This is a genomic window from Pseudomonas sp. 10B238 (assembly GCF_000970615.1).
Taxonomy (GTDB): domain Bacteria; phylum Pseudomonadota; class Gammaproteobacteria; order Pseudomonadales; family Pseudomonadaceae; genus Stutzerimonas.
In genome coordinates this window covers 153,217-174,609 of the sequence record NZ_KQ033927.1, presented here as the reverse complement: position 1 = coordinate 174,609, position 21,393 = coordinate 153,217, and the positions used below count along the sequence as shown (strand labels likewise).

At 57.1% G+C, this 21,393-nt stretch carries 17 protein-coding genes; 11 read left to right on the top strand and 6 right to left on the bottom strand.

Annotation, left to right across the window (positions count from 1 at the left end; genetic code table 11):
- The first annotated feature begins 71 nt into the window (after nucleotides 1–71).
- From RT21_RS00760 to fabI, 6 genes are read left to right on the top strand one after another with little or no spacing between them, the layout of a single operon-like run.
- The gene (locus RT21_RS00760; RefSeq protein WP_046161438.1) at nucleotides 72–1,904 is read left to right on the top strand and encodes an extracellular solute-binding protein; all 1,833 of its coding nucleotides are present in this window, start codon (nucleotides 72–74) and stop codon (nucleotides 1,902–1,904) included.
- Nucleotides 1,901–3,778 carry an extracellular solute-binding protein gene (locus tag RT21_RS00755; protein WP_046161191.1) on the top strand — a complete coding sequence of 626 codons (1,878 nt, stop codon included), beginning with the start codon at nucleotides 1,901–1,903 and terminating at the stop codon, nucleotides 3,776–3,778. Before RT21_RS00760 ends, RT21_RS00755 begins: the two co-directional genes overlap by 4 nt.
- Nucleotides 3,779–3,780: 2 nt before the next feature.
- Complete coding sequence (locus RT21_RS00750) at nucleotides 3,781–4,854, top strand: microcin C ABC transporter permease YejB (RefSeq protein ID WP_045427631.1); 1,074 nt, start codon at nucleotides 3,781–3,783, stop codon at nucleotides 4,852–4,854.
- Nucleotide 4,855: 1 nt separating this feature from the next.
- Nucleotides 4,856–5,875 carry an ABC transporter permease gene (locus RT21_RS00745; protein ID WP_045427634.1) on the top strand — a complete coding sequence of 340 codons (1,020 nt, stop codon included), beginning with the start codon at nucleotides 4,856–4,858 and terminating at the stop codon, nucleotides 5,873–5,875.
- A 1-nt stretch (nucleotide 5,876) separates the two neighbouring features.
- The gene (locus RT21_RS00740) at nucleotides 5,877–7,526 is read left to right on the top strand and encodes an ABC transporter ATP-binding protein (RefSeq protein WP_046161190.1); all 1,650 of its coding nucleotides are present in this window, start codon (nucleotides 5,877–5,879) and stop codon (nucleotides 7,524–7,526) included.
- Nucleotides 7,507–8,301 (top strand): enoyl-ACP reductase FabI, encoded by a 795-nt coding sequence (gene fabI, locus RT21_RS00735; protein WP_045427639.1) that lies wholly within the window; start codon nucleotides 7,507–7,509, stop codon nucleotides 8,299–8,301. The genes RT21_RS00740 and fabI overlap by 20 nt, the downstream gene beginning before the upstream one ends.
- Before the next feature lie 60 nt (nucleotides 8,302–8,361).
- On the opposite strand, the gene RT21_RS00730 is transcribed toward fabI, so the two are convergent.
- From RT21_RS00730 to tig, 6 genes are all read right to left on the bottom strand, one after another.
- Nucleotides 8,362–10,215: a SurA N-terminal domain-containing protein gene (locus tag RT21_RS00730; protein ID WP_046161437.1), complete on the bottom strand. Its 1,854-nt coding sequence runs from the start codon at nucleotides 10,213–10,215 to the stop codon at nucleotides 8,362–8,364.
- A gap of 206 nt (nucleotides 10,216–10,421) precedes the next feature.
- A complete protein-coding gene (gene hupB, locus RT21_RS00725; protein WP_019339231.1) occupies nucleotides 10,422–10,694 on the bottom strand; it encodes a nucleoid-associated protein HU-beta in 273 nt (90 codons plus the stop codon).
- Nucleotides 10,695–10,827: 133 nt separating this feature from the next.
- A complete protein-coding gene (gene lon, locus RT21_RS00720) occupies nucleotides 10,828–13,224 on the bottom strand; it encodes an endopeptidase La (protein ID WP_045427642.1) in 2,397 nt (798 codons plus the stop codon).
- Between the two features lie 132 nt (nucleotides 13,225–13,356).
- Complete coding sequence (gene clpX, locus RT21_RS00715; protein WP_045427644.1) at nucleotides 13,357–14,637, bottom strand: ATP-dependent Clp protease ATP-binding subunit ClpX; 1,281 nt, start codon at nucleotides 14,635–14,637, stop codon at nucleotides 13,357–13,359.
- Between the two features lie 118 nt (nucleotides 14,638–14,755).
- Nucleotides 14,756–15,394, bottom strand: coding sequence for an ATP-dependent Clp endopeptidase proteolytic subunit ClpP (gene clpP / locus RT21_RS00710; protein WP_045427645.1), 639 nt, complete (start codon nucleotides 15,392–15,394; stop codon nucleotides 14,756–14,758).
- 87 nt (nucleotides 15,395–15,481) lie between these two features.
- Nucleotides 15,482–16,792 (bottom strand): trigger factor, encoded by a 1,311-nt coding sequence (gene tig, locus RT21_RS00705; RefSeq protein ID WP_046161189.1) that lies wholly within the window; start codon nucleotides 16,790–16,792, stop codon nucleotides 15,482–15,484.
- 406 nt (nucleotides 16,793–17,198) lie between these two features.
- Between tig and RT21_RS00700 the strand changes: the two genes are divergently transcribed.
- From RT21_RS00700 to RT21_RS00680, 5 genes are all read left to right on the top strand, one after another.
- Nucleotides 17,199–17,597, top strand: a complete 399-nt coding sequence (locus tag RT21_RS00700; RefSeq protein WP_046161188.1) for a DoxX family protein — start codon at nucleotides 17,199–17,201, stop codon at nucleotides 17,595–17,597.
- A 166-nt stretch (nucleotides 17,598–17,763) separates the two neighbouring features.
- Entirely contained in the window at nucleotides 17,764–18,168 is a 405-nt protein-coding gene (locus tag RT21_RS00695) for a hypothetical protein (RefSeq protein WP_046161187.1), read from the top strand.
- Nucleotides 18,169–18,455: 287 nt separating this feature from the next.
- Nucleotides 18,456–19,451: a DctP family TRAP transporter solute-binding subunit gene (locus RT21_RS00690; RefSeq protein WP_046161186.1), complete on the top strand. Its 996-nt coding sequence runs from the start codon at nucleotides 18,456–18,458 to the stop codon at nucleotides 19,449–19,451.
- Between the two features lie 47 nt (nucleotides 19,452–19,498).
- Nucleotides 19,499–19,975: a TRAP transporter small permease gene (locus tag RT21_RS00685; protein WP_046161185.1), complete on the top strand. Its 477-nt coding sequence runs from the start codon at nucleotides 19,499–19,501 to the stop codon at nucleotides 19,973–19,975.
- Nucleotides 19,965–21,260 (top strand): TRAP transporter large permease, encoded by a 1,296-nt coding sequence (locus tag RT21_RS00680; protein ID WP_046161184.1) that lies wholly within the window; start codon nucleotides 19,965–19,967, stop codon nucleotides 21,258–21,260. Before RT21_RS00685 ends, RT21_RS00680 begins: the two co-directional genes overlap by 11 nt.
- The last annotated feature ends 133 nt before the right edge of the window (nucleotides 21,261–21,393 follow it).

Here is a 21,393-nt window from a genome sequence, read left to right as displayed (position 1 = left end):
CCAGCGGATACAAGCTGTTACTGTAGCCGGCCGAAAAGACCGAAAGCGCCATGGATCGGATTCACCGTTTGATGCGACCCATCCTATTACTGTTGAGCTGTCTGGGACTGAGCTTTCCGTCGTTCGCCACCATCAGCGAAAGCCACGGTTATGCGCAGTTCGGCACCCTTAAATATGCGGAAGACTTTACTCACTTCGATTGGGTGAACCCCGATGCGCCTAAGGGTGGCAACGTGCGGCTGATGGCTTCCGGCACATTTGACACGCTGAATCCTTACACATTCAAGGGAACCAGCCCAACCGCAACACCTGGCTTCTTCCAGTATGGCGTCTCTGAACTGAACGAGCCGCTGATGGTTGGGACAGGCGTCTATGATCCATCAGGCGACGAACCCGCTTCCGCGTACGGCCTGATCGCCGAGACCATCGAGTACAGCGACAACCATAGTTGGGTGGTTTTCAACCTGCGTGACTCGGCGCGCTTTCACGACGGTCGCCCGATCACGGCTTACGACGTTGCATTTTCTTATCGGCTGTTGATCAAAGATGGTCACCCGCGCTACCGCACCGATCTGCAGGGCGTTGATCGCGTCGACATACTCAATCGCCATCGCATTCGTTTCGTGTTCGACAAACCGGGCCAGCCATTGCTGATTATGCGCCTCGGTGAATTGCCGGTGCTGCCGCAACACTATTGGAAGGACCGGGATTTCCGCGCAACCACATTCGAGCCACCATTGGGCAGTGGCCCTTACAGAATCAGCGATGTTCAGCCAGGACGACGCGTCACCTTCGAGAAAGTGAAGAACTGGTGGGGTAGCGATCTCCCCGCCAATCGCGGTAAGTACAACTTCAACCGGGTCGACGTGGAGTTCTATCGCGACACGACTGTCGCCTTCGAAGCCTTCAAGGTCGGCGAGTTCGACTACTACATCGAGCACCAAGCAAAAAACTGGGCCAATGGCTATCAATTCCCGGCGGTTCTGCGCGGTGACGTGATTCGTGCAGAGATTCCGCACGAAATCCCTACCCAGACCCAGGCAATGTTCATGAACGCGCGTCGTTCGACCTTTGCCGACATCAGGGTGCGGCAGGCTTTGGGCATGATGTTCGACTTCGAGTGGACTAACCGCGCCCTGTTCTATGGGGCCTACCAGCGCAGCGAAAGCTACTATCCGAACAGCGTGTTCTCCGCGACCGGCACACCAGAAGGTGGGGAATGGCTCCTGCTCTCGCCATTCAGGGAGCAACTTCCGGTGCAGCTCTTCACCGAGCCATTCAAATTACCGAAAACGGACGGGCGCGGAATTCCACGCGACACTTTGCGCAAGGCGGTGGCTTTGCTCGGGGATGCCGGCTGGAAGTTGACCCCCGACGGCCTTCGCGACAAGGCGGGGCGCCCATTCAGGTTCGAGATTCTGCTGGTCAATCCGGGGCTCGAGCGGATACTTCAGCCCTATGTGGAAAACCTGTCGCGGATTGGCATATCAGCCCGCCTGCGAACTGTCGATGGCGCGCAGTACAAGCAGCGGCTTGATCAGTACGACTACGACATGATCTTGACCACGCTGGGGCAGAGTCTCAGCCCTGGGCTGGAACAGTGGCTGTATTTCCATTCAAGCCAGGTGAACGTAAAAGGCGGTCGCAACTACGCCGGCGTCGCCAACCCCATCGTCGACACAATGATCGAGAAACTGCTTGCGGCGAAGACCCGGGACGAGCAGATAGCCGCCACACGCGCTATCGACCGCGTTCTGCTCTGGAATCACTACACCATCCCCAATTGGTACATCAGTTACCACCGTCTGGCATACCGTAATCGGTTTGCCCACGTCACCACACCGCCCTACACGCTGGGATTGCGCGCGTGGTGGTTGAAGGACCTGGAGGAGAAGGCTCAATGACAAGCAAGATACGACGGGTGTTTCTACAAGCGGGCACCTTCGCCCTACTCTCCCTCACGGGCCTGGCCGAAGCGGCACCGCAGCATGCGCTCACCTTGTATGGTGAGCAGCCCAAATATCCGTCTGACTTTTCTCATTTCGAGTATGTCAATCCGGACGCCCCCAAAGGCGGAACGCTGCGCCAGGCAGGTTTCGGCAGTTTTGATTCCCTCAACCCGTTCATCAACAAAGGCGTAGCTGCGGATGATATAGGCCTCGTCTATGACACGCTGACGACTAACAGCCTTGACGAGCCCTTCACGGTTTATGGCCTGCTCGCAGAAAAGATCGAGAAAGGGCCAAACAATGAGTGGGTGCGTTTCTACCTGCGGCCCGAGGCGAAGTTTCATGACGGCGAGCCGGTTGGAGCTGAGGACGTCGTGTTCACTTTCGAAACGCTGATCAGTAAGGGCGCGCCGCATTACCGTGGCTACTACGCTGACGTCGAAAAAGCCGTGATAGAAGGCCCGCGTCGCGTCCGGTTCGATTTCAAGCATGCAGGAAATCGAGAGCTGCCGCTGATCCTCGGCCAGCTGCCCGTCCTGCCGAAGCATTGGTGGGCAGACAAAGATTTCGCCTCTGGCAGCATGGAAGCCCCGTTGGGCAGCGGGCCCTATCGCATCGAGCGAGCAGAAGCGGGTCGCTCAGTCCGTTATGCCCGCGTCGAAGATTACTGGGGCAAAAACCTCGCGGTGAACCGAGGTTTCTATAACTTTAATCACGTCAACATCGATTACTACCGCGATAACACCGTAGCGCTCCAGGCTTTCAAGGCTGGTCACTTCGATTACTGGCTGGAGACGAGCGCAAAGAACTGGGCCACTGCCTATGATATCGAGGCCGTCAAAGACGGGCGGATCCTCAAGGAGGAGATCGCCAATCACAATCCCCAAGGCATGCAGGGATTCATATTCAACACCCGCAGAGACCGATTGCAGGATCCGAGGGTTCGAGAAGCCCTGGCGCTGCTCTTCGATTTCGAATGGACAAATCGCCAATTATTCAATGGTGCCTACACACGCACCACCAGCTATTTCGATAACTCCGAGCTGGCGTCCTCGGGCCTGCCCAGTGAGCAGGAGTTGAGCATCCTCGAACCACTACGCGGCAAAATTCCGGATCAGGTATTCGATAAACCTTTCGAACTGCCACAAACCAACGCCGATGGCATCATCCGAGCACAGCAGCGCCGGGCCTACGAGCTGCTTACGGCAGCCGGCTGGAAGATTGAAAACGACCAGATGGTGGACGCCAAGGGCAAGCCGGTCAAACTCGAGTTTCTGTTAGTGCAAGCAGACTTCGAGCGCGTGCTGCTGCCCTACAAGCGTAACCTCGCCAGTCTGGGCATCGACCTTGAACTCCGCCGCGTCGACGTATCGCAATACATCAACCGGCTGCGTTCTCGTGACTACGACATGATTGTCAGCGGCTTCGGCCAGTCGAGCTCGCCAGGCAATGAGCAACGTGAATACTGGCATTCGGCGAGTGCCGATAATCCAGGAAGCCGCAATTACATCGGGCTGAAAGACCCCGCCATCGATGTGCTAGTCGAAAAGCTGATTGCCGCTGACTCGCGGGACGAGTTGATTACACGTACTCGTGCGCTGGACCGTGTATTGCTCGCAGGTCACTACGTAATTCCGAACTGGCACATCAAAACCTGGCGTGTCGCGTACTGGAACCATCTCGCACACCCAGAAATAACGCCACGTTACGATGTCGCCCTGATGACCTGGTGGAACAAGCCAGACGTAGACAAGCCCGAGCCGGAACCGCTTGAAGACAAGCCAGCGACCGAAACCGATACCAGCGTCACCCGTACGACGGAACAATAGGCATGCTTGCGTACATTTTCCGGCGCCTACTGCTGATCATCCCAACTCTGTTCGGCATCTTGCTGATCAATTTCATCATCATTCAGGCAGCACCCGGCGGCCCCGTCGAACAGGCGATTGCCAAGCTGGAGGGCTTCGAAGGCGCAACCAGCCGGATCGCTGGCGGAGGATCCGAAGTCGCGACTGGGAGCAACAGCTATCGAGGCGGGCAAGGCCTGGACCCTGACCTGATAGCCGAAATCGAACGCCTGTACGGCTTCGACAAGCCGGCACCAGAACGTTTCTGGATCATGCTCAGCAACTACCTGCGGCTGGATTTCGGTGAAAGCTTTTTCCGCGATGCCAGCGTGACCGATCTGATTATCGAAAAAATGCCGGTGTCGATCTCGCTAGGGCTATGGAGCACGCTCATCATGTACTTGGCATCGATCCCACTAGGGATCGCCAAGGCAACTCGACATGGCAGTGCATTCGACGTCTGGACCAGTTCGGCCATCATCATTGGCTACGCAATACCCGCGTTCCTGTTCGCCATCCTGCTGATCGTGCTGTTCGCCGGAGGCAGTTATTGGAACTGGTTCCCACTGAGGGGGCTGACCTCCGGAAACTTCGAAGAGCTTTCGCTCACCGGCAAGATCATCGACTACTTCTGGCATCTTGCGCTTCCCGTTACGGCGTTGGTGATCGGAAATTTCGCGACGCTCACCTTGCTGACCAAAAACAGCTTCCTCGATGAAATAAACAAGCAGTACGTCATCACAGCACGCGCCAAAGGCTTGAGCAAAAATCGCGTGCTGTATGGCCACGTGTTCCGTAACGCAATGCTGATCATTATTGCTGGCTTCCCCTCAGCATTTATCGGCATGTTTTTCACCGGCTCACTGCTGATCGAGGTCATTTTCTCGCTAGACGGCCTTGGCCTGCTTAGTTTCGAGGCAGCCATCAATCGTGATTATCCCGTCGTGTTCGGCACGCTGTTCCTCTTCACCTTGCTCGGTCTGGTGGTCAAGCTCATCGGCGACCTGACCTACACGCTCGTCGATCCCCGAATCGACTTCGAAAGCAGGGAGGCTTGAGATGAAGCTGTCGCCGCTGAACCAGCGCCGGTTCGCCCTGTTCAAGGCCCACAAGCGCGGCTGGTGGTCACTGTGGATCTTTCTGACCCTGTTCGTACTCAGCCTAGGCGCCGAGCTGATTGCCAACGACAAGCCGATCGTGGTTCGTTTCGATGGCGACTGGTATGTACCCGTGTTCAAGCGCTATCCAGAGACCGTCTTCGGGGGCGAGTTTCCACTGCAGGCCAACTACAAAGGACCTTACATTCAGGAACTGATCGAGAAGAAAGGTGGCTGGATGGTCTGGCCGCCGATTCCCTTTCATCATTCCAGTATCAACTACGATCTGCAGGTACCCGCTCCCGCCCCGCCATCCTGGGAGAACTGGCTAGGCACCGATGACCAGGGGCGCGACGTGCTCGCAAGAGTCATCTACGGCTTTCGGATCTCGGTTTTGTTTGCGCTGACCCTGACACTTATCAGCTCGGTGATCGGCGTAATTGCCGGCGCGCTGCAGGGTTTCTACGGCGGCTGGGTCGACCTCGTTGGTCAGCGAGTCCTAGAAATATGGTCCGGCCTGCCGGTGCTCTATCTGCTGATCATCCTTGCAAGCTTTGTGCAGCCGAACTTCTGGTGGCTGCTCGGCATCATGCTGTTGTTCTCCTGGATGAGCCTGGTCGATGTAGTTCGGGCTGAGTTCCTACGCGGCCGTAATCTCGAATACGTACGGGCAGCACGCGCCCTGGGCATGCGCAACGGCGCAATCATGTTCCGCCACATTCTGCCCAACGCGATGGTGTCGACCATGACCTTCATGCCATTCATCCTTACAGGAGCGATCGGCACCCTGACCGCCTTGGATTTCCTTGGCTTCGGCTTGCCGCCTGGCGCGCCTTCGCTGGGTGAGCTAGTCGCACAAGGCAAGGCGAATCTGCAGGCGCCGTGGCTGGGCATTAGCGCATTCATGGTGCTAGCCGTCATGCTGACCCTCCTGGTGTTTATCGGAGAGGCTGCTCGCGATGCTTTCGACCCAAGGAAATAGCATGACCGAGAACCTTATCGAGGTCCGCGATCTGGCCGTCGAGTTCGTCACGAATGGTCAGGCCCAGCGCGTGGTGACGGGTGTGAGCTTCGATATCCGCAAAGGCGAGACGCTGGCGCTGGTTGGCGAAAGCGGATCCGGCAAATCCGTCACGGCGCACTCGATCCTGCGGCTGCTGCCCTACCCACTCGCACAGCATCCGGTAGGTGAAATTCGCTATGGTGGTGAGGACTTGCTCAAAGCGAGCGAAAAACGCATGCGCGGTATACGCGGCGACCGCATCGCGATGGTGTTCCAGGAGCCGATGACCTCGCTGAACCCGCTGCACACCATTGGCAAGCAGATCAATGAGGTGCTGCAGATTCACAAGGGGCTCAACGGCAAGGCAGCTACAGCCCGTACCCTTGAGCTGCTTGAGCTGGTTGGAATACCCGAGCCTACCAAGCGAATCCGAGCCTACCCTCACGAACTTTCGGGCGGCCAGCGCCAGCGCGTCGTAATCGCCATGGCTCTGGCAAACGAACCCGAGTTACTGATCGCCGACGAACCCACCACTGCACTGGACGTCACAGTGCAACTGAAAATACTCGAGCTGCTCAAGGAGCTGCAGGCCCGACTAGGCATGGCTCTGCTGCTGATCAGTCACGACCTGAATCTGGTTCGCCGAATCGCTCACCATGTATGTGTCATGAAGAGCGGTTGTGTCGTCGAACAGGCACCTTGCGAGGAATTGTTCCGATCACCGCAGCATCCCTATACACGGGAACTGCTCGGGGCAGAGCCTAGCGGCGGACCGGTGCCGGTTGAGCCCTCGTCGCCAACACTGCTGGAAGTGAATGATCTGCGTGTCTGGTTCCCAATCAAAAAGGGGCTTTTCAGGCACACCGTCGACCATATCAAGGCAGTAGATGGCGTCACGTTCAACCTGCCGAAAGGTCAGACGCTGGGCATTGTCGGCGAAAGCGGCTCGGGGAAATCCACGCTGGGTTTGGCTATTCTGCGTCTGCTTTCGAGCAGCGGCGAAATCCGCTTCCAGGGCCATGCGCTTGAGGCGATGTCACAACGGGCGGTACGTCCATTGCGCCGGCAAATGCAGGTCGTGTTTCAGGATCCTTTCGGCAGTCTGAGCCCTCGCATGTCGGTGGGGCAGATCGTCGGAGAGGGGCTCAGTATCCATGGCTTGGGTTCGGCCGAGGAGCAAGCGCAAGCAATCATCGATGCACTGGTCGAGGTTGGACTCGACCCAGAAAGTCGGCACCGTTACCCCCATGAGTTTTCGGGAGGCCAACGGCAGCGAATCGCCATTGCCAGGGCCTTGGTCCTCAAGCCTGATCTGATCCTGCTTGATGAACCAACCTCGGCATTGGATCGAACCGTACAGCGGCAAGTAGTCGAGCTACTGCGCTCACTTCAGGCCAAGTACAACCTGACCTACCTGTTCATAAGCCACGACTTGGCAGTGGTTCGGGCGCTGAGCCATCAGATGATGGTGGTCAAGCAAGGTAAGGTCGTTGAGCAGGGAATGGCAGAAGCAATCTTCGCCGCTCCCCAACATCCATATACACAACAGTTACTGGAATCAGCGTTCATGGTCCCAGCTACTGATGAACAACCAGAAGAGGGACAAGCACATGGGTTTTCTAACCGGTAAGCGCGTATTGATCGTCGGCGTCGCCAGCAAGCTGTCGATTGCCTCCGGAATCGCCGCGGCCATGCATCGTGAGGGCGCCGAGCTGGCTTTCACCTATCAAAATGAAAAGCTCAAGGGCCGCGTCGAGGAGTTCGCTGCTGGCTGGGGCTCGGGGCCGGAGTTGTGCTTTCCTTGTGATGTCGCCAGCGACGACGAGATCGTCAAGGTATTCGAAGAGCTCGGCAAAAAGTGGGACGGTCTGGACGGTATCGTTCACTCAGTCGGCTTTGCTCCGGGCGATCAGCTCGACGGCGACTTCACCGAGGTCACTACACGTGACGGCTTCCGCATCGCCCATGACATCAGCGCCTACAGTCTCGTCGCGCTGGCCAAGGCTGGACGTCCGATGATGAAGGGGCGCAATGGCAGCATCCTCACGCTCTCCTACCTCGGTGCTGAACGCACCATGCCCAACTACAACGTAATGGGCATGGCCAAGGCCAGTCTCGAGGCAGGTGTTCGCTACCTCGCCGGCAGCCTGGGCCCAGAGGGCACTCGCGTCAACGCTGTGTCCGCTGGCCCAATCCGTACGCTGGCAGCCTCTGGGATCAAGAGCTTCCGCAAGATGCTGGCGGCCAACGAAAAGCAGACGCCGCTACGCCGCAATGTCACCATTGACGAGGTCGGCAATGCGGGTGCCTTCCTCTGTTCAGATCTGGCTTCCGGTATTAGTGGCGAAATTCTCTATGTCGACGGTGGTTTCAACACCACTGCGATGGGCGCAATGGAAGACTGATCCACCCGGCGCTATAAAAAACCCGCATATGGATGCGGGTTTTTTTGCGCTAGGACTTGCTCAGAAGGTCTCGATCTCAGCGTCCGCATGGAGCATCTGACGGTAGGCAGCGAAATCTTGCTGGCCACTCCGCGACGCCAGGAAACGACGATAGTTCTGCTTGTCTTCCTGCGAGAGCTCCGCTTTGGGCTCGCTTACACCGCTCAGACGAACCACGACGAGATCTCCGTCGGGCATGCGAACACTGCTGTAGCTCGGCTTGTCGCCTTCCACCGGTTTCGGCATCCGAAACACTTGTTGGAGTACTGCCGGCTCAACCCCTTCCTGGTTGCGCGAGGCGGCTTCGACAGGCTGCCACTGCTGCTGAACCTGTCCGCCACCACGTAGGGTAGCGATCAGCTGCTCACCGGTTTCAATTGCTTGTTCTGCCGCCTTACTGCGCTTGAGTTGAGCGATGATGTCGTCCTTCACCGTATCGAAAGGCAACACTTCGGGTTTCAGGTGCTCCTTCACTCGCACAGCAACGACGGTGTCCGGATCCAGTTCGATCACACCGCTATTAGCACCGTCGATCAGAACCTCATCACTGAACGCTGCCTGGATGACCTGCCGATTTGATGCGACGTCAGCCCCACCTTCACGGCCGAACGCCTCAGTCGTTTGTACCGAAAGACCCAATTCCTGTGCCGGCTGGACAAGATCGGCAGATTCGAATGCCGTATCCTCCAGCTGCTTGCTGGCCTCAACGAAGCGCTGCTCAACCTGTTGAGCTTTGAGTTCTCGCACCAGTTCAGGTTTTAGGCTTTCCAGTGTTGGGATCTCTGGCGACTGAACATCCAGAAGCTTGATCAAGTGCCAGCCGAAATCGGAGCGAACCGGCGCAGAGACCTGACCCTCCTCCAAAGCGTAGAGCGCCTCCTCGAAAGCAGGGTCGTAAACGCCTGGACCAGCAAAGCCGAGGTCGCCCCCTTCGCTCGCAGATCCCGGATCTTCGGAAACCTCCTTAGCCAACGCTGAGAAGTCCTCGCCTGAGGCCAAACGCTTAGCGACCTCTTCGATCTTCTCCCTGGCGCTTGCATCGCCAGCCTCATCGGTCTCGATCAAAATATGCGCCGCACGGCGTTGTTCTGCCAGGTTAGCGATACGCTGCTGATACAGATCCTGCACCTCCTCCTCCGACACCTCGACCTGGTCAAAGAAGGACTCCTTATTCAGCTCGACATACTCGACGATGACCTGCTCGGGCGAGCGAAAGCGGTCGGTATTTTGTTCGTAATACTCGCGCGCCTCGTCACTGCCCACTTCAACGGCATCGGTATCAGCCGGCACGGTGATGGTTGCGAAATCACGTGTCTGCTGCTCAAGCCGAGCGAAGGCTTCGATCTGGTCATCTGTGACGAAACCGGAACCGGAAATGCCGGCGCGAAGTTGGCCAATCAACATTTCCTGTTTCAACAGCTCGCGGAACTGCAGCCGGGTATAACCCATTTGCTGAATTACCTGATCGAAACGCGCAGCATTAAATGCGCCGTCCACGGCAAACTCAGGAGTTTGCAGGATCAGCTGATCAAGCGCCGTTTCGGAGAAGGCGAAATCCGCATCGCGGGCACCTTGCAGCAAAAGCGCACGGTCAATGAGCGCGCGTAGTGATGACTCGCGTACCAGCTTGTCGTCCAGCATCGACGGGTCGAAGTTGCCTCCTAGCTGCTGAGCCAGTTGGCGACGCTGCATGTTCATGGCCTGGTTGAGCTCGTCCAGTGAGATCTCCTCACCGTTGACCTCAGCGGCATTTCGGCTATTGCTGGCGGCATTGAAAATGGCGTCAAAGCCGGTCAAAGCCAGCAGCATCACGATGATGCCTATGATGGTTTTGGCAATCCAGCCTTGTGAATTGTCCCTGATATTCTGAAGCATGCGTCCCCCAGGAGTCAGCTGCGCAGTCGTCGCTGCAGCGCGGGAATCCGGATAAAAAGAAAGGCGCATCCAGGGATGCGCCTTCTCGGAGCTTTTGGAGCAGCTGGGCTTAATCCCCAAGCCCGAACGCAACAAGCAGTGCCTGTTCGAATAACCGCCCCAAGCCAGGGCCAGCGCTAACTGGCAACTGGCCGGATCGAAAACGCTTAGTTGACAGCGTCTTTCAGAGCCTTACCTGCCTTGAATCCCGGGATCTTGGCCGCGGCGATGTCGATCGGCTTGCCAGTCTGGGGATTGCGGCCAGTGCGAGCAGCGCGCTCCTTGACAGCGAAAGTACCGAAACCAACCAGCACCACGGAATCACCAGCCTTCAGAGCGCCTGTAACGGATTCAATTACTGCATCCAGCGCGCGGCCAGCAACAGCTTTCGGGATATCAGCAGATGCGGCGATAGCATCGATCAGTTCCGACTTGTTCACTCTAAGTCCCCTTATTTCTGTTGAGTCGTATCTATAATTTTTAGGTGTAAGCAAAGCGGTGCCGAAATAGCAACTACACAAAAGGCCGGCTTATATCAAGGCCACCGAAAATGTGTCAACCAAGCCTCTCGGACTAATGCGTGCTGATTCGCTCCTTGGAATCAGACTCGCGCTTGTCATCCTTTGCAACGATATCTGGAGCCGCATCGGGCAAGGGCTCCGGCGCGTATTGCAGCGCAATTTGGAGGACTTCGTCAATCCACTTGACCGGTTTAATCTGCAGGTCCTGCTTAATATTCTCAGGAATCTCTTTCAGATCACGCTGGTTTTCTTCAGGAATGATCACTGTCTTGATACCGCCGCGGTGTGCCGCGAGCAGTTTCTCTTTCAAACCGCCAATCGCCAGCACCTGCCCGCGCAGGGTAATCTCGCCGGTCATGGCAACTTCGGCCCTAACAGGAATCTGGGTCATTGCCGAAACCAGCGCCGTGCACATGCCGATGCCTGCGCTAGGACCATCCTTCGGCGTAGCGCCTTCCGGGACATGGATATGAATATCCTGTTTTTCGTGGAAATCGACAGGGATACCGAGACTCTTCGCGCGGCTACGCACCACGGTTAACGCTGCTGTGATGGACTCACCCATCACATCGCCCAGCGACCCAGTTTTGGTCAGCCGCCCCTTCCCTGGAACGACGGCTGCTTCGATGGTGAGCAACTCGCCACCAACCTGAGTCCATGCCAAGCCGGTGACCTGACCGACCTGATCTTGCAGCTCGGCAAGCCCGTAGCGGAATTTGCGAACCCCCAGGAAGTGCTCCAGCGATTCGGCTGTAACACTGACTTCAAAGCGCTTCTCTGCGGCATGCTCCTTCACCACCTTGCGGCATACCTTGGCTATCTGACGCTCCAGTCCGCGAACGCCGGCCTCGCGAGTGTAGTAACGAATGATGTCGCGAATAGCTTCATCATCGAACAACAACTCTGTCTTTTTAAGCCCATTGGCCTGAACCTGCTTCGGGACCAGATAGCGGGTGGCAATATTGATCTTCTCGTCTTCCGTATAGCCGGGCAGACGAATGATCTCCATACGATCAAGCAGTGGCGCCGGGATGTTCATGGAGTTGGCTGTGCAAAGGAACATCACGTCTGACAGGTCGTAGTCGACCTCGAGATAGTGATCGTTGAAGTTGTGGTTCTGCTCAGGGTCTAGCACCTCAAGCAGAGCAGACGCAGGGTCTCCGCGCATGTCGTTACCCATCTTGTCGATCTCGTCGAGCAGGAACAGGGGATTGCGCACACCGACCTTGCTCATCTTCTGGATCAACCGACCCGGCATGGAGCCGATATAGGTACGACGGTGTCCACGGATCTCGGCTTCGTCCCGCACCCCACCCAGCGCCATGCGCACGAACTTGCGATTCGTCGAACGCGCAATGGACTCGGCCAGCGAGGTCTTACCCACGCCTGGTGGACCGACCAGGCACAAAACCGGACCTTTTAGTTTCTTCACACGTTTCTGCACTGCGAGGTACTCAAGAATCCGATCCTTGACCTCTTCGAGGCCGTAGTGATCGGCATCAAGCACTTCCTCAGCCTTGGCGAGATCAAGGCGAACCTTGCTGGCCGCTTTCCACGGTACGTTGACCAGCCAATCGATGTAGGTCCTGACCACGGTAGCCTCGGCCGACATCGGTGACATCTGCTTGAGTTTGTTCAGCTCGGTGGTCGCCTTGGCATAGGCGTCCTTGCTCAGGCCGGCATTCTCGATGCGCTTCTTGAGATCATCGATTTCATTGTGGCCTTCGTCGATATCGCCCAGCTCTTTTTGAATGGCCTTCATCTGCTCATTCAAATAGTACTCACGCTGGCTGCGCTCCATCTGCTTCTTGACTCGGCCACGAATGCGTTTTTCCACCTGTAGCAGATCGATTTCAGCATCAAGTAAGGCCAACACATGTTCGACTCGCGCCGGCAAATCGGTGATTTCGAGAATTGCCTGCTTCTGTTCGATTTTTAGCGCCATGTGCGCAGCCATGGTATCGACCAGACGCGCCGGCTCGTCGATGCTGGCAAGCGAGGACAGCACCTCGGAGGGCACCTTTTTGCCCAACTGAACATATTGCTCGAACTGGCTCAAAAGGCTGCGGGTGAAGACTTCGGCTTCACGCTCTTCGATCTCCGATTCGTCGATCAGTGAGACCTCGGCCCGGCAATGGTCTTCAACGTCGAAAAACCGGTCTATGACGCCACGCTGTTCGCCTTCGACAAGCACTTTTACTGTGCCATCCGGCAGCTTCAGCAGCTGCAGCACAGTTGCGACCGTACCCACACGATAGAGCCCCTCTTCGCTCGGGTCGTCATCGGCTGGGTTCTTCTGGGCCAAGAGCAAAATCTGCTTGTCGCCAGCCATTGCTGCTTCAAGGGCCTCAATGGATTTTTCCCGCCCAACGAACAGCGGAATCACCATATGCGGGTAGACCACTACGTCGCGCAGCGGCAAAAGGGGCAATTCGATGGTTGTCTTCATAAATTCAGCTCTACGACGGCCATACGGCGGTAAACGGGAAATTCATACCCTTGGCAATCAAGATGAGGGCGCGCAACTCAAAAAACAAGGAGACTGTAGAAAAGCAAAGGGGCCCGGAGGCCCCTTGTTCTATCACGCGTCCGGCGCGGCCTTGGCAGGCGGCTCGCTGTTCTCGTATATGAGCAGCGGCTGAGAAGTCCCTTCAATGACGCTCTCGTCGATGACTACCTTGCTGACATCCTTCTGAGAAGGAATCTCATACATGGTATCCAGCAATACGCCTTCGAGGATTGAACGTAGTCCGCGAGCACCCGTTTTGCGCTCCAGCGCGCGAGCCGCGACTGCTTTCAGTGCGTCGGCACGGAACTCCAGATCGACACCTTCAAGCTCGAAAAGCTTGCCGTATTGCTTGGTGAGCGCGTTCTTCGGCTCGGTAAGGATCTGAATCAGCGCCGCCTCATCGAGTTCGTCGAGCGTAGCGATTACCGGCAGACGACCGACGAACTCGGGAATCAAACCAAACTTCACCAGATCGTCCGGCTCAACCGAACGTAGCGACTCGCCAATTTTCTTGCCCGGCTCCGTACTACGGACCTCTGCATTGAAGCCGATGCCGCCTTTGGTTGCACGACCCTGAATAACCTTCTCAAGTCCGGCAAACGCACCGCCGCAAATAAACAGAATATTTCGCGTGTCCACCTGCAGGAATTCCTGCTGCGGATGCTTACGTCCACCTTGCGGTGGTACGGAGGCAACCGTGCCTTCGATCAGCTTCAGCAACGCCTGCTGCACACCTTCGCCAGAGACGTCACGGGTGATCGAGGGATTGTCAGACTTACGCGAAATCTTATCGATCTCGTCGATATAGACAATGCCCATCTGGGCCTTCTCCACATCGTAATCACACTTTTGCAGCAGTTTTTGAATGATGTTTTCAACGTCTTCGCCCACGTAACCGGCTTCGGTCAGCGTAGTAGCGTCAGCGATAGTGAAGGGAACATTCAACAAACGGGCCAGCGTTTCCGCAAGCAACGTCTTACCAGAACCGGTCGGTCCGATGAGCAGTATGTTGCTCTTGCCCAACTCGACTTCTTCCTTCTTATCGCGCTGGTTGAGTCGCTTGTAATGGTTGTACACAGCCACAGCCAGGATCTTCTTGGCTCGCTCCTGACCAATTACGTACTGGTCAAGGATGCCGCTGATTTCCTTGGGTGCGGGCAGCTTTTGCGATGTACTCTCAGCCTGTGCCTCTTGCACCTCCTCACGGATGATGTCATTGCACAGGTCGACGCACTCGTCGCAGATAAAAACCGAGGGCCCGGCAATCAATTTGCGTACTTCATGCTGGCTTTTGCCGCAGAAAGAGCAATAGAGCAGCTTGCCGGAATCCTCGCCGTTGCGGGTGTCAGTCATTCGATCGATCCAATCGGGGAAGGCTTGTAATACAAGATGAAGGCAAATGCAGGCATTTTCAAGGGCGCGCAAAGCGCACATGACGGATGCCCGCTAACTACGCCCTCCTAGACCAGCGTTAGACCGGCAGCTGCCGCTTCTCATGAACTGCATCGACAACGCCATATTCCAGCGCTCGTGTAGCACTCATGAAGTAGTCACGATTGGTATCGCGCTCGATCGTTTCCAAATCCTGGCCGGTATGGTGAGCCAGCAACTGGTTCAGCCTCTCGCGAATGTAGAGGATTTCGCGGGCATGAATATCGATATCCGACGCCTGCCCCTGAAAACCACCCAATGGCTGGTGGATCATCACTCGGGCGTTTGGCAGACAGAAACGCTTACCTTTGGCCCCGCCAGCGAGAAGGAACGCACCCATGCTGCACGCTTGACCGATACAGGTAGTAGAAACGTCAGCCTTGATAAACTGCATGGTGTCGTAGATAGCCATACCAGCAGTCACCGACCCACCAGGGGAGTTGATGTACAGGTGAATGTCCTTCTCAGGGTTTTCCGCCTCAAGGAATAGCATCTGCGCGACAATCAGGTTGGCCATATAGTCTTCAACCTGGCCAACCATGAAAATCACCCGCTCCTTAAGCAGGCGGGAATAAATGTCATACGCCCGCTCGCCACGAGCGGACTGCTCGACGACCATCGGCACGAGGCCGCCAGCGGCCTGAATGTCTGGTGCTTGCATAAACGGATTGCCGGACATGTCCAACGATACTCCCTATGTTACGCCGCAAAGACATAAGCCAGCTCGAGGCTGGCTTATGAATGTGCATTAAACGATTAAAGAAACTCAGGCAGCTTGCGGGGCTTCCGCAGGCTTCACTGCTTCTTCGTAGGAAACCGATTTGTCGGTCACTTTAGCCTGCTGCAGGACAGTATCTACAACTTGCTCTTCGAGCACAACAGACCGGACTTCGTTCAACTGCTCGTCGTTCTTGTAGTACCAGGACACGACCTGTTCCGGCTCTTGATAGGCAGAGGCCATTTCCTCGATCAGCTCGCGAACGCGCGCATCATCAGGCTTTAGCTCGTACTGCTTGACCACTTCGGCAACGATCAGACCCAGCACAACACGACGCTTGGCCTGCTCCTCGAACAACTCAGCAGGCAGCTGATCAGGCTTGATATTACCGCCGAACTGTTGAACAGCCTGAACGCGCAGACGGTTCACTTCGTTATCGATCAGGGCCTTTGGCACTTCGATCGGGTTGGCGCTAACCAGACCGTCCATAACCTGGTTCTTGACCTTGGTCTTGATGGCCTGGCGCAGCTCGCGCTCCATGTTCTTTTTAACTTCGGCACGGAAGCCTTCCACACCACCTTCCTGAACGCCGAACTGGGCGAAGAACTCATCATTCAGCTCTGGCAGTTGCGGAGCTTCTACGCCGTTCACGGTAACAGTGAACTCAGCTGTTTTGCCTGCCAGGTCGAGGTTTTGGTAGTCCTCAGGGAACGTTGGGTTGATAACCCGCTCTTCACCAGCCTTGGCGCCAACGAGTGCGGATTCGAAGCCGGGAATCATGCGACCGGAACCCAAGACCAGCTGCGTGCCCTGAGCGGACCCGCCAGCGAAGGCCTCGCCATCGATTTTGCCAACGAAATCGATGTTCAGCTGATCGCCGTCTTCGGCAGCACGGTCAACCTTTTCGAAACGTGTGTTCTGCTTGCGCAGAATCTCAAGCATGTTGTCGACATCGGAATCCGCCACTTCGGCCTGCAGACGCTCGACTTCGATGGCGTCCAGACCAGCCACCTTGAACTCTGGGAACACTTCGAATGTGGCTACGTACTCGAGATCCTTACCCTTTTCGAACACCTTAGGCTCGACCGCTGGCGCGCCGGCAGGGTTCAGCTTTTCCGCAACGACAGCTTCATAGAAGGTCGCTTGAATCAGGTCGCCTAATGCTTCCTGGCGGGCAGCCGCTTCGTAACGCTGGCGAATGACGCTCATCGGCACCTTGCCGGGACGGAAGCCTGGAATCTTTGCACGACTGGCGGTCTGTTGCAGACGCTTGTTGACTTCGGTCTCGATGCGCTCGACCGGCACGCCAATGGTCATGCGGCGCTCAAGAGCGGAGGTGCTTTCAACAGAAACTTGCATGGATTTTCCTCGTTGCACAGACATAAGCCGGCGTTCCGGCCCCAGAATGGGCAAGCATTCTAGTGGCTCGTACCAGAGAAGTCACCCTGCCTATCAGGCCGCAACCAAACACAGCAGCGAGTGGTTGAGTTGCAACTGCCGGAACGCAACCTGAGCGCTGGCAGCTGTACACAAAATTGCTGTAGCTGATAGGAGATTGATCTGATCTGAAACGCACACGGGGCTGCGGTCGATGACGATTAGCCATGCACGCAGCATTCACCGACGTACCTCGTAGCTGGAACGAGCAACGGGGCCTGCCTATGACGCCTAGCTCTTAGGAACTTGCCAGAGCATCCACCCTCTCAGTGGTCTATCTTTTGAGTAGCGTTACGACCGATCCTGAGCGCGAAGGATGAAACGAACCATGACCGATGATCTGGGCAAACTGGTATTAAGGGTTTCGGTGGGTGTTCTGATTCTCTTGCATGGCATCTTCAAGTTGCAAAACGGAGTCGACGGCATTGCCGGCATGCTCGGTAATAATGGCCTACCCGCGTTTTTGGCTTATGGCGTTTATATAGGCGAAGTAGTCGGACCAGCCCTGGTCATTCTGGGTGTGTTTACCCGGATTGGCGCATTACTCATAGCGGGCAACATGCTCGTCGCGTTTCTACTCGCCCACATGCAGGAGCTTTTTTCGCTCGGCAAAATGGGTGGCTGGGCACTCGAGCTACAAGGCATGTTTTTGCTTGGCGCGATTGCGATAGCCCTGCTTGGCGCCGGCAGATTCAGCGTTGGGGGCATTGCGGGGCGCTACAACTAATGAACGTGTATCGATAGCCCGCTTCGGCAACAAGAATCGGACGTCGATCGCCATAGCGCATAAGCCTTCTTGCAAACACTGACGCGCTTCGCCCTTATCAAAACTCACATGGTCTCCGATCGCTTCGTCGGCGCAGCAAACACATGATCGTAGCTATTATCAACCCATGACCGCCTCCGTGCCGATCCGTCAACCCTGCCCGCCTGCCGCCTGCATCTGCGGGCGCGAGCAGTTGCTGAAAGACCCAAGCAAAGCCGACCTGCGCATCCTGCGGCTGACCCGCCAAGAGGAAAATCGCCTGCTAGCGCGCCTGGAGAACATTGAAAATCTGGCTGACCTTGAGCGCATGCAGCAACGAATCTACGAACAACTGGGGATTCGCCTGCATATTGCGCCGGGCATCAACGAAGTGCGCAGCATGCGCGGCATTCGCATCGATATGTCCGAGCTGCCTGGCTTGTGTCGTAAAACCCGGCAATCTATTCCGGCTGCGATCCGTCGCGGTTTGGAAAAGCGCCCGGAAATCGCCTTCAGCCTGCTCAACGCGCACGACCTTTTGCGCGATGCCTGACTAGCGATCGCACTCCGACGAAAGATGAGCTATCCGCAATGGCACTCACTGTTGCCATCTGCGATAGTTGTCCGACCAGTCGAATCCGGCCGGTATGCCACCTGCCCACAAGGCCGGCGGCACCTGTGACGCCTTGCGAGTCTCGCTGCTTCCTATCCGCACGCAGCCTACCGCGTCCTTCGCGCAACCCGCGCGTTTCGATGGTTTACCAGCCATCGTTGAGCCGAGCACTATGCTCAGTGCCGGCCGTTCGCCAATAAAAATTCCGATCCGAACAAGGACGCCCCATGAAACTGACCCGCTGCCTAACCGCGCTGGCTGCCGCTGCTGCGCTTTCTGTCACTTTTGCCGCTTCGGCTCGTGAGTATTCCGTTTCCACTGTGCTTTCCGACGCCTTCCCCTGGGGGCAAGCCGCCCAGAAGTGGGCTGACCTGGTCGAGGAGCGCTCGAATGGCGAGATAACCCTGCGCGTATACCCCAACGCGCAATTGGTTGCCGGCGACCAGACCAAGGAATTTTCCGCCATGCGCTCCGGCTTGATCGACATGGCTGTCGGCTCGACCATCAACTGGTCACCACAAGTACCAGAGCTGAATCTTTTTTCCCTGCCGTTTTTAATGGCCGACAGCGCCGATCTAGACGCCATTACTCAAGGTGAGGCTGGCAAGCAGACGTTCGCTGCTATCGAGAAACGAGGCATTGTCCCGCTCGCGTGGGGTGAGAACGGATTTCGTGAGATTTCCAACTCGGTCAAGCCTGTGAAGACGCCCGCCGACCTAAAGGGGTTGAAGATTCGCGTAGTTGGTTCGCCGCTTTTTCAGGACACCTTCACCGCCCTGGGCGCCAACCCGACGCAGATGAGCTGGGCCGATGCCAAACCGGCGCTGACCACCGGCGCAGTTGATGGCCAGGAAAACCCGCTGTCGGTGTTCGATGTGGCGCGGGTCGATCAGGTTGGGCAGAAGTACCTGACGCTCTGGCATTACATGGCCGACCCGTTGATCTTCGCGGTCAACCAGCGTGTCTGGAAGGAACTGCCGGAGGCCGACCGCGAGCTGCTGCGCCAGGCCGCCATCGACGCTGGCAAGTGGGAAATCGAGCTATCGCGCAACGCCGAAGCCAAGCGATTGGAAGACATCCGCGCTCGCGGCGTCGAAGTCACCGAACTGAGCGAGGCCGAGCATCAAGCGTTCGTCGAGGCGACTCGCAGCGTGCAAGAAAAGTGGACTTCTAAAATCGGCGCCGACCTGGTCGAAGCAGCTCGCACGGCCGTAGCAAAGTAAAACCGTTCTACCCGGCGGCGAGATGCCGTCGGGATTCGAGGAAACCCATGAACAATCGACAGGACGCGCGCCTTGAGCGCGTGCTGGCTACCCTAGCGCTGGTGATCATCAGCGTGATCAGTCTGGCCAATGTGGTGGTGCGCTATTTCACCGATGCCTCCTTCGCCTTTACCGAAGAAATTTCCGTTTTTCTCCTTGTGATTCTCACCTTCGCCGGCGCCTCGGTGGCCATGCGCAGTAACCGCCACATCCGCATCGGCTTTGCCGAGCGGATGTTTCCGCGCCTGCGTACGCCGCTGATCCTGTTGCAGTGGCTGGCCAGCGTATTGGTGCTCGGCATGGTCCTCTGGTACGGCGGGCAGTTCGCGCTGGAGGAATACCAGTGGGAATCCGAGTCTCCCGGCCTGGGGCTGCCGAACTGGTGGTATGTGGTCTGGCTGCCACTGCTGGCGCTGATGATGCTTATACGCCTGACCCAGATGACGATCGACAGGCTGCGTGGGAGGCTCACCGATGAGCCCTGATCTCTGGATGCTCGCTAGCTTTCTAGTGTTGTTGCTGATTGGCGTACCGGTTGCGTTTTCCCTGGCGCTCTCTGGCGCCATTGGCATTCTTGCTGGTCTATCACCGGACATGCTCGCCACGCTCGGCACTAACACCTACAACGGCGTAGCCAAATACCCCCTGATTGCTATTCCGCTGTTCATCCTCACCGGCCTGGTGTTCGAGAAATCCGGCGTGGCGCTACGTCTGGTGCGCTTCGCCCAGGCCCTGATCGGCCCGCGCCACGGCGGCCTGGCGATGGTCGCCATCCTGGTCTGCCTGATCATGGGTGGCATGAGCGGCTCCGGTCCCGCCGATGCTGCCGCGGTGGCCATGGTGATGTTGCCGAGCATGACCCGCGCCGGCTACCCCAAGCCATTCTCAGCCACGCTGATAGCTGCATCCGCCTCGACGGCCATTCTGATTCCGCCTTCCATTGCGCTGATCCTGTATTCCATCGTGGTTCCCAGCGTCGACCTGAGAGCCTTGTTTGCAGCCGGACTTTTCCCGGGAATACTTGCAGGTCTTGTGTTGCTGCTACCTGCCTGGCTGTTGGCGCGCCGCTACGGTTGGGAGAATCCAGAAGGTGCTGAACGTCCACCGCTGGCTGACAGTTTCCGCCAGGCATTGCCAGCGCTCTTTGCCCCTGTACTGATTCTGGGCGGCCTTCGCAGCGGCCTGTTCACGCCGACCGAGGCAGCGGTTGCCGGCGTGACCTATGGCGTGGTCATCGGCTTGTTCGTTACACGCGAATTGGACTGGCGCAACCTCTGGCGGCTCTGTGGCGAGGCAGCGGTGATCTCTGGCGTAGTGATGCTGATTATCGCGTTGGCGGGCATCTTCGCCTGGGCTGGCACGATGCTCGGCACCTTCCGCCACCTCGCCGAATGGCTGATTTCGCTGTCAGATAGCGGAGCGGTACTGCTCATCCTGGTGATGGTCGCAGTGTTGCTGGCCGGCATGCTGCTAGATGCAATTTCCATCTACCTGATTCTGATGCCGATCCTGATTCCCGTGATGCAGCACTTCGGCTGGAACCCGGTGTGGTTCGGTATTTTGCTCGCGATGAACATTGCCATCGGCCAATTCACCCCACCGGTCGCAATTAATCTTATGGTGACCGCGGAAGTTGCCAAGATCCGCCTGGAGCAAACGGTTGGTTGGGCCTTGCTGTTCGTTCTGGTGATGGGCAGTGCACTGATCCTAGTGGCGGTTTTTCCGGAAATCGCCCTGTGGCTGCCTAGAATGCTTGGCTATGCGGTCTAGTTGAGCTGGATCTCCTACCCGAGCGCACGAGTCAGTCGTCGGAACGGCTGCAACAACAGCCGATCCCGGTCACCGAGATCGGCTGTTCTCGACGCGTGAAAATAGGGTGGTGCTCCGAACGCTTGAACGAACA